This window comes from Faecalibacterium sp. An121 (assembly GCF_002160915.1).
Lineage (GTDB): Bacteria > Bacillota > Clostridia > Oscillospirales > Ruminococcaceae > Faecalibacterium > Faecalibacterium avium.
This window is the reverse complement of the sequence record NZ_NFLM01000033.1, coordinates 1-13,911: the sequence shown is the minus strand read 5'-3', so window position 1 is coordinate 13,911 and position 13,911 is coordinate 1. Positions and strand designations below refer to the sequence as shown.

General features: G+C 59.6%; 11 protein-coding genes and 1 pseudogene. 7 read left to right on the top strand and 5 right to left on the bottom strand.

The window, feature by feature from the left end:
• Nucleotides 1–369 precede the first annotated feature (369 nt).
• The 5 genes and pseudogenes from B5E66_RS12145 to B5E66_RS12125 form a co-directional block, all read right to left on the bottom strand.
• Nucleotides 370–1,828: pseudogene (locus B5E66_RS12145) on the bottom strand (recombinase family protein).
• A 353-nt stretch (nucleotides 1,829–2,181) separates the two neighbouring features.
• Complete coding sequence (locus B5E66_RS12140; protein ID WP_087233567.1) at nucleotides 2,182–3,114, bottom strand: carbohydrate kinase family protein; 933 nt, start codon at nucleotides 3,112–3,114, stop codon at nucleotides 2,182–2,184.
• A gap of 17 nt (nucleotides 3,115–3,131) precedes the next feature.
• Nucleotides 3,132–3,740 (bottom strand): hypothetical protein, encoded by a 609-nt coding sequence (locus tag B5E66_RS12135; RefSeq protein WP_242958193.1) that lies wholly within the window; start codon nucleotides 3,738–3,740, stop codon nucleotides 3,132–3,134.
• Nucleotides 3,724–4,386 (bottom strand): YesL family protein, encoded by a 663-nt coding sequence (locus B5E66_RS12130; protein ID WP_087233564.1) that lies wholly within the window; start codon nucleotides 4,384–4,386, stop codon nucleotides 3,724–3,726. The genes B5E66_RS12135 and B5E66_RS12130 overlap by 17 nt, the downstream gene beginning before the upstream one ends.
• Entirely contained in the window at nucleotides 4,383–5,480 is a 1,098-nt protein-coding gene (locus tag B5E66_RS12125; protein WP_087233561.1) for a LacI family DNA-binding transcriptional regulator, read from the bottom strand. The genes B5E66_RS12130 and B5E66_RS12125 overlap by 4 nt, the downstream gene beginning before the upstream one ends.
• A 357-nt stretch (nucleotides 5,481–5,837) precedes the next feature.
• Here B5E66_RS12125 and B5E66_RS12120 point away from each other — a divergent pair, with 357 nt between their 5' ends.
• From B5E66_RS12120 to B5E66_RS12090, 7 genes are all read left to right on the top strand, one after another.
• Nucleotides 5,838–6,710, top strand: coding sequence for an ABC transporter permease (locus B5E66_RS12120; protein WP_446718517.1), 873 nt, complete (start codon nucleotides 5,838–5,840; stop codon nucleotides 6,708–6,710).
• Between the two features lie 12 nt (nucleotides 6,711–6,722).
• The gene (locus B5E66_RS12115; RefSeq protein ID WP_087233555.1) at nucleotides 6,723–7,634 is read left to right on the top strand and encodes a carbohydrate ABC transporter permease; all 912 of its coding nucleotides are present in this window, start codon (nucleotides 6,723–6,725) and stop codon (nucleotides 7,632–7,634) included.
• Between the two features lie 50 nt (nucleotides 7,635–7,684).
• Nucleotides 7,685–9,352 carry a twin-arginine translocation signal domain-containing protein gene (locus B5E66_RS12110; RefSeq protein ID WP_087233551.1) on the top strand — a complete coding sequence of 556 codons (1,668 nt, stop codon included), beginning with the start codon at nucleotides 7,685–7,687 and terminating at the stop codon, nucleotides 9,350–9,352.
• A gap of 81 nt (nucleotides 9,353–9,433) precedes the next feature.
• Nucleotides 9,434–10,912 (top strand): glycoside hydrolase family 32 protein, encoded by a 1,479-nt coding sequence (locus B5E66_RS12105; protein ID WP_087233548.1) that lies wholly within the window; start codon nucleotides 9,434–9,436, stop codon nucleotides 10,910–10,912.
• A gap of 260 nt (nucleotides 10,913–11,172) precedes the next feature.
• Complete coding sequence (locus tag B5E66_RS12100; RefSeq protein WP_087233545.1) at nucleotides 11,173–11,475, top strand: hypothetical protein; 303 nt, start codon at nucleotides 11,173–11,175, stop codon at nucleotides 11,473–11,475.
• Nucleotides 11,476–11,648: 173 nt separating this feature from the next.
• Nucleotides 11,649–13,157: a glycoside hydrolase family 32 protein gene (locus B5E66_RS12095; RefSeq protein WP_087233542.1), complete on the top strand. Its 1,509-nt coding sequence runs from the start codon at nucleotides 11,649–11,651 to the stop codon at nucleotides 13,155–13,157.
• Nucleotides 13,154–13,911: carbohydrate kinase family protein (locus B5E66_RS12090; RefSeq protein ID WP_143406997.1), on the top strand; the 758-nt coding region annotated here is incomplete at its 3' end. The genes B5E66_RS12095 and B5E66_RS12090, both read left to right, overlap by 4 nt.

Below are 13,911 nucleotides of genomic sequence, written 5' to 3'. Positions count from 1 at the left end.
GGTATCCCCCTGGGGACAAAATTTGGCGCTGAACCGCGCACTCGCCGCAAAGCGGCTCGCACACTCTCAACGCCAAATTTCCCTGTATGTGTCCCGTCCATCCGCACATGTCAGCTGGACGGGACTTTTTTGACAGTCTAAAAAACCCGGGGCCTGCGGCCTCGGGTTTTTATTTTGGTGGGCCGGGTTGCGGTGCCCTGCTTTTGCTGCGTCCGTCGCAGCGGGCTTGCAAAAGACAGACTGCGGCCCCGCGCCGGCTCGGCTGCTTCTGCCGCAGGCAGCGCCTCGCTTGCGCAGCAGTACAGGACTAGGGTGCGCCTCTGCGATGCCCGCGCAAAACAAAAACCCGGGGCCTGCGGCCTCGGGTTTTTATTTTGGTGGGCCATTCCCATCAGCGCTCGAACCCAAAACCTCACGAAGGGGGACGGTCTTGGCATTCTCTTTGAAGTTGAAGTTCAGCACCACCCGGTCCTCAAAGACATAGACCGAGTTGACGAAGTTGTCGATGATCTGCCGCTGGTAAGCAGGACTGTTCACATCTCCCTGCCGGAACTGCTCAAACCAGAACAGGATCTGTTCCCGGCTCAGAGCTGGCCGCTGCAGCTCTTCTTCCAGGATGCTGGCCTTGAGGGCGTCTCTGCGGGCTTCCAACTCGTCCAGGCGCTGCTTGGTGGTGGGTGTCAGGATGCCCTGCTCAATGGCCTCCAGCAGGTTGGACAGGCGCTTTTCTGTGTCCCGGAGCTGCTCTTTCAGAACCGGGAGGCGGGTGTTTTCCCGGCTCTGGGCTTCCAGAATTAAATTGGTCAGGTGTTCAATGACTGGATCGTTCAAAACCAATTTGACCGCCGTATCCACCACAAAGCGCTCCAAAGGTTCCTTGCGGATCGCTTTAAAGCTGCAATGTGCCTGCCCCTTGCGCTTGGCTTTGCCGCACTTATAGTAGTGATAGGTGGTGCCCATGTGGTTGGTGCCGCTCTCGCCGCCCATCAGGGTGCCGCATTTCCCGCAAAACAGTTTGGTGGTCAGAAGATAGTTGATCGCCTCTTTGGCCGGGCGGCCATGGGTAATCTTGTTTTTGGCGAAGCGTTCCTGCACCCGGTCGAACAGCGCCTGGTCCACAATGGCGGGCACGCCACCGGGGATCACAATGTCCTTGTAGCTGTACTCCCCAATGTAGCGCCGGTTCTTGAAGATTTGAAAGAAGCTGTTTTTGACGAAGGGTTTCCCGGTACGGGTGCGCAGGCCCCGCTCGTTCAGGGAAGCCGCTATCTTTTCGGCTGGTTCGCCGTCGGCGTAGCGGGTGAAAATCTCCTGCACGATGGGGGCCGTCTCTGGGTCGATGTGGTAGAGGCGGTCCTCTTTACCGATGACATAGCCCAGCGGCACTACCCCGCCGTTGCACTTGCACTTAAGGGCGTTCTCGCGTTCGCCGCGGGCCACCTTGAGAATAATACTCGGCCATGCCAATGAGCAGACTCTCGATCATGATGCCCTCAGGGCCGTCCGAGATCGGCTCCATGACCGAAACGAGATGGACGCCGTTCTTTTCAAGCTGACGTTTGTAGTAGACTGCATCGTAGCGGTTGCGGGCAAAGCGGTCCAGTTTCCAGACCAGGACCGCATCGAAAATCTTTTTGGCGCTGTCCTGAACCATCCGCTGAAATTCGGGTCGGTCGTCGGTCTTGGCAGAGTAAGCCCGGTCGATGTAGGTGCCCACGACGGTGATACCGTTGCGCTCGGCGTAATCTTTGCAGTCCCGCAGCTGGCCTTCAATGGAGGCTTCGCGCTGGCTGTCGGAGGAATAGCGGGCGTAGATGACGGCGGTCATGGCGGGGCCTCCCTTCGGTTGAACGTGAAGCGTCAAACTTTCGTATAACGTGTGTACCATATTTTGCGAGACAAGGCAAGCGTTTCGCTGCAAATAGTTGATATATCAATAAATACGCAATGTCTTTTGAAAATCAGAGAGGGAAAAGTTTTGAAAAAAAGCGATAAGCAAGTATTGACCTGTGGCCACAATTTCAAAATTTGAAATCGCAGCACACTGACCGGTCGTACTTGTTGGGGAGTACCTTCCCCAAACCCTGCTTCCTTATAGGCTGTACAGCACACCCCAGAAAGAACAAACTGCCCGCGGCAAGTCTGTGCGGCTTTCCTGCGGGCAAGTTATGTGTCTGAATTTTAGCCTTCGACCTCCGCCAGGGTGGGCATGGCGGGGATCGCTCCGTGCCGGCTGGTGGTGAGGCTGGCGGCTTTGTTGGCAAAGGCCAGGATGGCTTCCAGTTTTTCAGGGGTCAGGGCGTCAAGGTCCTCTTTGCAGAGTTTGGAGAGGGCCGCGCCGAAGAAAGTGTCGCCCGCGCCGTTGGTATCCCCGACGGTGCAGGGGACACCGGCAACACGTCCGGTCCGGCCGCCCATGCGGTAAAATACGCCATCTGGCCCAAGGGTGACAAAGATCAGCCGGATGCCCTGTTCGGCCAAAAGGGCGGTGCCGGTCTCGCAGTCGGTGGTGCCCGTCAGCAGAGGCAGCTCCTCATCCGAGACTTTGAGGATATCCACAAGTTTCAGCGGGGATTTCATCTGTGCGACGGCGGCAGCCGCATCCGGCCAGAGGTTTGCGCGATAATTGGGATCATAGGTGATGACCTTGCCCATTGCCCTGGCACGGCACACCGCGTCCAGAGTGGCGCTGCGGGACGGGTCGGCGGTCAGGCTGACCGAGCCGAAATGGACAAACCTGGCGCGCTGCAGGGCGCTGTCGGGGATATCGCCGGCAGTGAGCTTGACGTCGGCGTTCGCTTTACGGTAAAAGCTAAAGCTCCGCTCGCCGGAGGCGTCCACCGAAACCACCGCTATGGTAGTGGGGTCCTCGGGGTCAACTGCCACGTGGAAAGCGTCCACCCCGTTCTGCTTCAGCACGCTGGTTAGGTAACTGCCAAAGCCGTCGGCACCTACTTTGCCGATAAAGGCGGTCTGTGCGCCCAGCTTGGCGGCTGCCACCGCCAGATTGGCGGGCGCGCCGCCGGGGTTGGCCGCAAACTGAGGGATCCCGTTTTCGTCGGTACCGGTCTGGGTCAGGTCGATCAAAATTTCACCGATTGCCAAAATATCCATGGACGGTCCTTCCTTTCTTATGTGAGCAGATAGTCGATATAGGCGGCGGCGCGCTCGGGGTGGGGCGCGTTGGCCAGCACCCCTAGATAGACTGCCTCGGGAAAGCCGGCCTGACGGATCAGCGGCGTTTGGGAGACGTCCAGCCATTGGCACGTAAGGCCGGGTATCAGGCTGCTCAGGTCCACAAGATAGCCCTGGGCGGCAAAAGCGTCCCGCGCTTCGGCGTCCATCAGGACAACGTCCAGCCGCTGGGCTGTGACGGCCGACACAATCCGCATTTCAGAGGCATAAACATATTCTTCATCCGCGCCCTCGCTCTCCGAGAGCAGCAGGCCACTGTAGAGATACACCTGTTGTTTGCCGGTCAGGCCCTGGTCCCTGGCAAAACCGGCGGTCAGCTGTTCAGTCAGGGTGTCGCCCGGCGCGATATTGACCAGCGCCAGATAAAGCACTTCCTCCTTTTTGGTGGCCTGCCGGTAGACGGCATAACCTGCCATATAAAACAGGATCAGCGCGACGATGATGGGCAGCTTATAGTAGCTCCAGATATGCTCCAGCCTCTTTTTGCCATGGAGGCTGCGCAGGGTGGCCCAGTCCTGCCGGGCCCGCTCATTCATCCGCGGCATGTTGGTTTTCTCCATCCTCTTTGTTCTCAGCGTCCGGGTCGCCGCCAATGGCGTGAATGATGTTGACCAGCAGGAAAGAACAGAGCATTGCGCAGCAGCCAAACCCCAGCAGGAAGGCGGGGGTAAAGAGGTTGACCACCACCCAGCCCATCAAAAAATAGATGCCGGTCATCAGCAGCGTGCAGACAAGATAGCGCAGCCCCACCAGCAGGGCAGTTTTGAGAATGCCGAAGGTCGTGTTCTCGAACCGCGCCAGCAGGGGGAACGCATACAGCAGAACCACCGCGTAGACAATGGCTGCCACGATGAGCAAAGCGGCGACGAGCGTCCAGAATATGCTCTGGCTCCAGATATGCCAGACGATATAGCCGTCTATTGCCAGAAACGCCCCTGTGCCCAACAAAATCAGCCAGAGTTTGGTGGCTGGCAGAAAGTTCTGCCGGAAAGCCCGGAAAAACATCCCGGTCAAGCCGTCGTCCCGGTCCTCTGCCATCTTTAAGGTGACGTAGAACAGGGCGGTAGTGGACGCACCAATGGTGACAATGGGCAGGCAGCAGATCAGCCATAAAATGTTCAGGTAGGCGCTGTAGGCCATTTTGGTGATAAAGGCCATCAGCGGGCGGTCAGGATCGATCAGGTTGCTCATACTTTTGCCTCATGGTCTCCCGTGGATTCCCGCAGGATCAGATTGGTCTCGGTGTAGACGGTCCGGTAATTCAGCGAGGGTTCCTTGATGCGGGTCATCAGCAGGTCGGCGGCAGTAAAGCCCATGATCTGCCCGTGGATATGGATGGAAGTCAGCCGCGGCGTCATGACCGAAGCCTCCTGGCTGTCGTCAAAGCCGCAGATCCAGATGTCTTCCGGCACGGAGACCCCAAGGTTGCGCAGGGCTCGGATGGCATCAATGGCTACAAAGTCATTGGCGCAGATAAAAACATCCGGCAGCCCGGAGTTCTTGAGCATGGTCCGCAGCGCATCTTCAAAATATGCAGGCGAAAGGCCCTCCAGCGCGCAGTATTGCAAGCTGTCAGCCAACCCCAACTGGGTCATGGCACTGGCATAGGCGGCATACCGCTCGAAAAAGGACTGGCAGTGCCCGATCTCGCCGATAAAGCCGATCCGATCCTTGCCACGCTGGTGCATGATCTGGATGAAATGCTGGATCTCCACATGGTTGTCCATATATAAAAGGTCCGCTTTCAGGGGCGCTTTCAGCTCGGTCACCGGGGAGTCCACAAACAGCAACGGGATGCCCTGCTCGCAGAGCATCTGGGCGTATTCATAATCGAACACCTCGAAGCAGATGATACCGGCAGTGCGCTCGGGGTCAAAGGCAGAGGGCAGGCGGCGCTGGTGCAGCTCCTCCGGGGAGATGCGGTAGATGGTCATGCAGTAGTGTAGGTGATGGATTTCGGACTGAAAGCGGTCCAGCATCATGGAAGAAAAGTGGGAGTTGCTCAAAAAACAAGTGGTCATCATGGCGATCTCCCGCTTGCCGCCAGGCTGGGCTTCCGCCTCGGCCGGCGCATTTGTTGGGGCGTCCGCCGGGGCCGCTGCGCTTTCCGGCTGGAACAGGGGCAGGTAGGCGAACTGCTTGTAGCCCATCTCGGCAGCCTTGCGCAAAATCTTCTCGCGGGTGGCGTCGGCCAGAACGCCGGTGTTGTTGATAGCCTTCGATACTGTGCTGCGCGAGAGCTGCAGCTCGTTGGCGATGTCTTGGATGGTTACTCGGGTTGCCATCGGAATCCCTCCTTTGCTTATAGTATAGTGCAAATGCACACATTAGTCAAATGTGCAAACGCAAAAACATCGGTTTGCACATTTGCACACACCGGTTTTTGTGCAATCATACAAACTCACCGAAATATACTGTCGGGCGGGCGAAATAATGTTGACTTTTGCCATACGGCGTGGTATAAAAAGAGCGTAAGGATTTTACATTTGAAACAGTCTTAAGGGATTTAATCTCCGGTGATAGTGCAAATGTAAAATCGAAAGTGACATTGTATAGAAAAAGGAGGAATCTACATGAAAGCATCCCGATCCGGGACGGTAGCAGTCTCGGCCAGCCAGCGTGTGCACAATACGGGCGTCTATATGGCGCGGCACTGGCAGCTGTATCTGATCTTCATTCTGCCGGCTGTGGTGCTGACCCTGATTTTCAAGTACATGCCGATGGGCGGCATCCTGATCGCTTTCCAGGATTATAACCCCTTCCAGGGCATCCTGGGCAGCGAGTGGGTCGGTTTCGAGCATTTCCGGCGCTTCATGTCCTCGCCGGATTTCCAGCGCTACCTTGTCAACACCCTCAAGCTGAGCGTCTACGGCCTGTTGTGGGGCTTCCCCGTTCCCATCATTCTGGCTTTCCTGCTCAACCGCATCGAGAGCAAAAAAATCAAACAGAAGATCCAGCTGGTGCTGTATATGCCCAACTTCATCTCGGTCATCGTCCTCTGCGGTATGGTCCGCGTCCTTCTGTCGGTCACCGGCCCGCTGAACGGGCTGCTGCACACCAGCATCAACTTTATGACCATCCCCGAGGCCTTCCGCCCCATCTACATCATCAGCGGCATCTGGCAGGGCGCAGGCTGGTCCTCCATCATGTACACGGCCTCCCTCTCCAATGCCAGCAAGGACCTGAAGGAAGCGGCCATGATCGACGGCGCAAACCTGCTGCAGCAGATCATGACGGTCGAGTGGCCCGCCATCAAGGATATGGTGGTCATCCAGTTCATCCTCCAGGCCGGCAACATCATGAGCATCGGCTTTGAAAAAGCCTACGCCCTCCAGACCGACCTGAATATGCAGACCTCCGAGATCATCGCCACCTATGTGTACAAGCGCGGCCTGATCGACGGTGACTACAGTTTCTCGACGGCAGTCGGCCTGTTCAACACGGTGGTCAACGTCATCCTGCTGATAGCCGTGAACAAGATCGTCGCCAAGATGAACGACGGCAAGGGATTATAAGGAGGCACAGTCATGGCAGCGAAAGCTAAAAAGAGCGGCCGGCTCGCGATCTATACCCGGCAGGATAAAGCGATCCTGTTCATCGGCTATGTCCTGCTGGCCCTGTTCGTGGTCGCTATCGTGGTCCCGGTGGTGTACATCGTCATTGCATCGTTCATGGACCCCGTCACCCTCCAGAACCAGGGCATCACCTTTGATTTCAGCAAATGGACCCTGACCGCCTACGAGCGCGTGGCCACCGACGCCCAGATCTGGACCGGCTTCAAAAACGCCGTCCTCTACTCGGTGCTCTTTACCGTCATCTCGGTGGTGGTCACCATGCTGGCGGCCTACCCCATGTCCCTGCCCGATTTCCGCGGCAAAAAGATCTTCAACACCCTCTTTGTCATCACCATGTTCTTCGGCGGCGGCCTGATCCCCACCTACCTGCTCATCAACAACCTGGGCCTGCTGGATTCGATGTGGGCCGTCATCCTGCCCGGCGCGTTCAGCGTCTGGAACATGATCATCGCCCGCACCTACTACCAGGGCGTCCCCCGCGAGCTGCGGGAGGCCTCCGATGTGGACGGCGCCAGCGAGATGACCTTCTTCTTCAAGATCCTGGTGCCCATCTGTATGCCTCTGGTGGCGGTGCTGGCCCTGTGGCAGTTCGTCGCCATGTGGAACAGCTACTTTGACGCCATGATCTACCTGAACGACACCGCCAAGCAGCCCCTGCAGCTGGTGCTGCGCTCCATCCTGATCCAGAGCCAGCCCGAGTCCGGCATGATCGCCGACATCCAGAGCACCGCTGAGCGCGCCCAGCTGGCCGAGCTGCTCAAATATGCCACCATCATCATTTCCAGCCTGCCCTTGATCGTCATGTACCCCTTCTTCCAGAAGTACTTCGACGCCGGCATCATGGCCGGTTCCATCAAGGGCTGACGCCCGCATCCCTGCAGAACACAAACCAAGAAGAAAAAGGAGAAAACGCCATGAAAAAGATGATTTCCCGCCGCAACTTCCTCAAAGCAGCTGCCCTGGCCGGCTCCGCCATGGCTCTGAGCGCCTGCGGCGGCAAGAGCTCTGCCAACGATGAAGCGGCTGCGGCCGTCGTGGTGGACGGCCCCGTCGAGTTTCCTCTGGCCGAGACTGTCACCCTGACCGGTACCACCAGCTATCCCGCAGGCAGCGAATCGGAACCTAACAACCGCACCATTTTCAAGCGGCTGGAAGAATCCACTAACGTCCACATCGAGTGGACCGCCATCCAGTCCGACCAGTGGGGCGACAAGATCAGCCTGAATATGTCCAACCCCAACACCCTGACCGACTTTGTTTTTACCGCCGATTTCTCGGACAGCAACCTGCTCCGCTACGCCAAGCAGGGGGTGGTCATCGCCCTGGAGGAATACATCGACACCTGTATGCCCAACCTGCAGGCCGTCTTTGAGAAGTACCCCGAGTACCGCACCATGTGCACCGACACCGAGGGCCACATCTGGGCCCTGCCCTGGATCGAGCAGCTGGGTGTGGACAAGACCGCGATCCAGACCGTCGGCAGTATGCCCTTCATCAACACCAAGTGGCTCAACTTCCTGGGCCTTGAGATGCCCCACACCGTGGACGAGTTCGAGCAGGTGCTGATCGCCTTCCGGGACAACGCCGCCTCCATTCAGAGCGAGTTCGGCATCGAGGGCGGCATCATCCCCATGTCCTGCATCGTCAACGACGGCGACCAGGACCCCGCCATCCTCATCAACGGCTTCGGCGAGGGCTATGGCGACCAGGACAAGAGCCGTCACATTGCTGTCACCAACGACCGTAAAGTGATTTGCGCCGCCGCGCAGGAGGGCTACCGGGACGGCATCCAGTGGCTGCACAAGCTGTACACCGAAAACCTGATCGACCCCGAGTGCTTCACGCAGGAGTGGTCCACCTATGTCTCCAAGGGCAAATCCGGCCGGTATGGCGTTTGCTTTACCTGGGATGTGGCCAACATTGACAACCTGACCGACTGGGAGCCCCTGCCCCCGCTGGCCGCCGACACGACCAACATTACCCCGTACAATGGATCTTTCACCAGCGGCTTCAACCGCGGCCGCTGCGTGGTCACTGCCAAGGCAGCCAATCCCGCCCTGGTCTGTGCCTGGCTGGACCAGATGTACATCCCCATCCAGTCGGCCCAGAACAACTGGGGCACCTACGGCGAGGACGACGGCTTTGATATTTTTGAAATGTCCACCAATGCCGACGGCGAGCCGATGCTCAAGCACGCGCCCCTGGGTGACGCTTCCCCTGTCGAGGTCCGCGAGGCGGAAAGCGTCAACGGGCCTCTGGCCATCCTGAACGACTACTACGACGTCTATGTCACCTGCCCCGACGACGCCCAGTACCGTCTGGATTGGATCGAGCAGATCTACACCCCCGAGATGCACAACGACTATGTTTTCCCCAACGTCTTTATGAGCAACGAGGACACCGATACCATCTCCGAGCTCGAGACCGACCTGTCCACCTACATGAACACCTGCAAGGCCGACTGGATCATGAACGGCATGGCCGACGGCGCCTGGGAGGAATATCTGGGTATGCTGGAGGAATACCGCCTGTCTGACTACCTGGCCATCATGCAGAAGTATCTGGACGCTTATTACGCCTGATCCCCGCGCAAAATCGAACCTCCGGGCCTCCGACTTGAACAATCGGCCTCGGCCCGGAGCATCTTTTCACAGGAGGCTGCTATGGACAGCACGACCTTACAAAATGCCCGCGCCTATGAGGCGCAGCACGGCGCGGCCATTTCTGCCGCCGAACGCCCTGCCTACCACCTGACCCCTTACACCGGCTGGATGAACGACCCCAACGGCTTCTCGTTCTACCAGGGAAACTACCACCTGTTTTATCAATACTACCCCTACGACACCATCTGGGGGCCCATGCATTGGGGCCATGCCGTCAGCACCGACCTGCTGCACTGGGACTATCTGCCCGCCGCTCTTGCCCCTGACAGCCCCTGCGACAAAGACGGCTGTTTCTCCGGCTCGGCGGCACAGCTGCCTGACGGCCGGCAGCTGCTGCTCTACACCAGCGTCCGCAGGGAAGAGCAGCCGGACGGCAAGACCCGGGATGTGCAGACCCAGAGCGTCGCCGTCGGAGATGGCCTCGACTACGTCAAGCTGGCTCAGAATCCCGTGCTGGACGAAACCTGCCTGCCCGAAGGCTTCAGCCGCTTTGATTTCCGCGACCCCAAGATCTGGCAGGAGCCGGACGGCAGCTATTCCGCCGTGCTGGTCGGGCAGGGCAAAACAGAGGGCGGCGCGGCCCTGCTGTTCCACAGCGCCGACGGTTTCCACTGGGAATACGTCACCATTCTGGACGCCAGCCGCGGCGAATACGGCGTCATGTGGGAGTGCCCCGACTTCTTTGAGCTGGACGGCAAGCAGGTGCTGATGGTTGGCCCGATGGAGATGCAGGCCCGGGACGAGTTCCACAACGGGCACTGCGTGATCGCCCTGATTGGCAGCTATGACCCTGTGAACCATCGCTTTGTCCGCGAAAACGTCCAGCTGATGGACGAGGGCATCGACTTCTATGCCACCCAGACCCTCCAGGCGCCCGACGGCCGCCGGATCATGACCGCCTGGATGCAAGCCTGGTCCGGCATCAGCGATCAGCCCCATGGGGCCAAGTGGTTCGGACAGACCATCTGCCCGCGGGAGCTGCACATCCGGGACGGCCGGATCATCCAGACCCCCGTCCGGGAACTGGACGCCGCCCATGGCGCGCGTGTCCTGCATGAGAATGTCCGCATGGAAGGCGAGACGGCTCTGGAAGGCATTGGCGGCCGGGTGGCTGACCTCCGCGTGACCATCACTCCCGAGGGCAAGGAGTGCCGTGCTTTTACCATCAAGCTGGCCTCCGACGGTGCCCACTCTACCACCCTTACCTATGAGCCGCGCACCCGGCGGCTCACCCTTGACCGGAGCCAGGCAGGGTTCCATCAGGATATCGTACACCTTCGCAGCTGTACCGTGCGCAGCCAGAGCGATACGCTCAACCTCCGCATCCTTCTGGACCGCAACAGCATCGAGGTGTTCATCAACGGCGGCGAGCAGACTATGACGGCCTGCATCTACACCCCACCCGAAGCCGAACGCATCACCTTTGCCGCCGACGGTGCAGCCCGAATCAGTGTTGAGCAGTATGCCCTAAACCTATAAGATTTCTCGTTTTGCGCATCCTCCTTCCATTTTACCATATGTCGATGTGGCAGCCCCGATCTGACACAGATCAAGTCGGGGCTGTGCATGTCAAATTTACTTTCGTGCCTCACAGACCAAAAAGCAGACGCTTCCCTTAATAGTGCGAGATGGGGCCGTTAAGCGAGTAGTACGGCAAGGGTGCCGGTGAACTGAAAGGCGAGTATGAAGTCTGGGGGCCCAAGCTGATCCTGTCCGAGTACTACGAAACCACCTTCAAGATGGAGGACCGCGCCATCGAGCGGCTGAACGACCTGTACGACTACTGGATGCCCCAGGTCACCGACACAGCGGTGTACCCGGTGGACTGCGTCTTTACCACCGACGAGCTGGACACCATCGACCGGTACAAGACTGACTTTGAGACCATGGTCTCGGAGCAGGAAGGCCTGTGGATCCGGGACGGCGGCCCCACCGACGAGGAGTGGGAGGCCTACAAGCAGATGTTGGCCGACAGCTGCGGGATGGATCAGCTGCTGCAGGTCTACCAGGACGCCTACGCACGCTACACCAGCGAAAGCTGATATTCTGACCCCGACATACGCATTCTTCTTCCATTCTTCTTACACCGCGCTGGGCCCTGCCGCGCTGCCCCCGACCAGGGACGCGGCAGGGCTTTGCCGGTGAGGATATCAACCCCGGCACAGATCGTGCCGCTTCCAAGCAAAAACGAAACTATCACCCAGGAGGTCCCTCCATGATCAGCGATACCTTGCAGAAAGCCCGCGACTTTGAGGCACAATATGCTCCCCACATACCCGCAGCCGAGCGGCCCGCCTTTCATGTGACGGCGCCCATCGGCTGGATCAACGACCCCAATGGCTTTTCCTGCTACAAAGGGGAGTACCATCTGTTCTACCAGCACCATCCCTATTCCACCAACTGGGGCCCGATGCACTGGGGGCACGTCAAGACCCGCGACTTTATCCGGTGGGAACAGCTGCCGGTGGCCATTGCCCCCGACACCCCCGCCGACCGGGACGGCTGTTTTTCGGGCAGCGCCCTGGAACTGCCCGACGGCCGGCAGATGCTGATGTACACCGGCGTTTACCGGATGCGCCGTCCGGACGGCCGGATGGAAGAGTTCCAGCAGCAGTGCCTTGCTTTTGGCGACGGGGTCAACTATGAGAAATACCCCGGCAACCCCGTTCTGGACGGCAGCGACCTGCCCGCAGGGGGCAGCGTGCTGGACTTCCGGGACCCCAAGATCTGGCAGGAGGACGGGACATTTTATATGGTGGCGGGCAACCGCACCGAGGACGGCAGCGGCGCCATCCGCCTGTTCGAGAGCAAAGACGGCCTCAAGTGGACCTATTCCACCACCCTGGACGCCAGCCGCAACGAGTATGGCCGGATGTGGGAGTGCCCCGACTTTTTCCCGCTGGACGGGTGGCGGGTGCTGCTGGTCAGCCCCCAGGAGATGACCGCCATCGGGCTGGAATTCCACGCCGGCTACGGGGTGGCGGCCCTGCTGGGCAGCTACGACAAAGCCTCCCGGCACTTTGAGCGGGAAGCCGTCCAGGCGGTGGACTACGGCACCGATTTCTATGCGCCCCAGACCCTCGAGACCTATGACGGCCGCCGGATCATGATCGCCTGGATGCAGAACTGGGCCACCACCGGCAGCCAGCCCCAGGGCTGCCGCTGGTTCGGGCAGATGACCCTGCCCCGTGAGCTGGAACTGCGGGATGGCCGCCTGATCCAGAATCCGGTGCGGGAGCTGGCGAATTACCATGGCCGAAAGGTCAGTTACCGTGACATTCTGCTCACCGCCGGAGAGGTCAGCCTCCACGGGGTGGAGGGCCGGCTGCTGGACATGACCGTTACCGTTCGCCCGGTGGATGGCAGCCCATCCTACCAGACCTTTAAACTGCGTCTGGCCAAGGACGGCAACCGGGAGACGGTGGTCCGCTACAAGGTTGCGAACAGCACTGTCCGCATCGACCGTACCCACAGCGGTTTTCCCTATGACATTGTCAATGTGCGGGACTTCCCGGTCCGGCCCCAAGGGGGCGCGGTCAAGCTGCGGATCGTGATGGACCGGTACAGCCTGGAAGTATTCGTCAACGACGGCGAACAGGCCGCCAGCATGACCCTGTACACTCCCCAGAGCGCTCAGGCGGTCAGCTTTGAGGTGACCGAGGGCGCCGCCCGCATCGATGTGGAAAAATACAGCCTGGAGTTGGGGGAGGAAAGTAAATCGTGAACGACAAAAAATGGGATGTGGTGGCTCTGGGAGAGCTGCTGATCGATTTCACGCAGAACGGGCTTTCGGAGCAGGGCAACCCCCTGTTTGAGGCAAACCCCGGCGGCGCGCCCTGCAACGTGCTGGCCATGCTGCGCAAGCTGGGCAAGCGCTGTGCCTTTGTGGGCAAAGTGGGCCGGGACGGCTTTGGCCGCCAGCTGGCCCGGGCCGCGGAGGAGGCGGGCATCGGCCTGCAGGGCCTGCGGTATGATCCCGACGTACACACCACCCTGGCCATCGTGCAGACCCTGCCCGGGGGCGACCGGGATTTCAGCTTTTACCGCAAGCCGGGGGCGGACGCCAACCTGACCGTGGAGGACCTGGACCAGGAGCTGATTCGGAGCTGCCGGATCTTCCACTTTGGCACCCTGTCTTTGACCGGACAGCCCTGCCGCGCCGCCACCCAGAAGGCGGTGGCCCTGGCCAGGGAGGCGGGCGCCCTCATCTCCTTTGACCCCAACCTGCGGGAGCCTTTGTGGGACAGTCTGGAGGAGGCAAAGGAGCAGATCGCCTGGGGGCTGGCCCGGTGCGACATCCTCAAGATCTCCGACAACGAGCTGCTGTTCATGACCGGGCAGAGCGACTTTGAAAAGGGCGCGGCCATCCTGCAAAAGCAGTACCCCAACATCCGGCTGATGAACGTCACCGCCGGGGCGCAGGGCAGCTATTCCTTCTGCGGGGAGGCGCACACCTTCCAGCCCGGCTGCACTTTGGG

Excerpts from the sequence above, each read along its gene's own strand:
- B5E66_RS12140 (WP_087233567.1), bottom strand. The coding sequence starts at position 3,114 with ATGGATATTTTGGCAATCGGTGAAATTTTGATCGACCTGACCCAGACC.
- B5E66_RS12135 (WP_242958193.1), bottom strand. The coding sequence starts at position 3,740 with ATGCCGCGGATGAATGAGCGGGCCCGGCAGGACTGGGCCACCCTGCGC.
- B5E66_RS12130 (WP_087233564.1), bottom strand. The coding sequence starts at position 4,386 with ATGAGCAACCTGATCGATCCTGACCGCCCGCTGATGGCCTTTATCACC.
- B5E66_RS12125 (WP_087233561.1), bottom strand. The coding sequence starts at position 5,480 with ATGGCAACCCGAGTAACCATCCAAGACATCGCCAACGAGCTGCAGCTC.
- B5E66_RS12120 (WP_446718517.1), top strand. The coding sequence starts at position 5,838 with ATGGCGCGGCACTGGCAGCTGTATCTGATCTTCATTCTGCCGGCTGTG.
- B5E66_RS12115 (WP_087233555.1), top strand. The coding sequence starts at position 6,723 with ATGGCAGCGAAAGCTAAAAAGAGCGGCCGGCTCGCGATCTATACCCGG.
- B5E66_RS12110 (WP_087233551.1), top strand. The coding sequence starts at position 7,685 with ATGAAAAAGATGATTTCCCGCCGCAACTTCCTCAAAGCAGCTGCCCTG.
- B5E66_RS12105 (WP_087233548.1), top strand. The coding sequence starts at position 9,434 with ATGGACAGCACGACCTTACAAAATGCCCGCGCCTATGAGGCGCAGCAC.
- B5E66_RS12100 (WP_087233545.1), top strand. The coding sequence starts at position 11,173 with ATGGAGGACCGCGCCATCGAGCGGCTGAACGACCTGTACGACTACTGG.
- B5E66_RS12095 (WP_087233542.1), top strand. The coding sequence starts at position 11,649 with ATGATCAGCGATACCTTGCAGAAAGCCCGCGACTTTGAGGCACAATAT.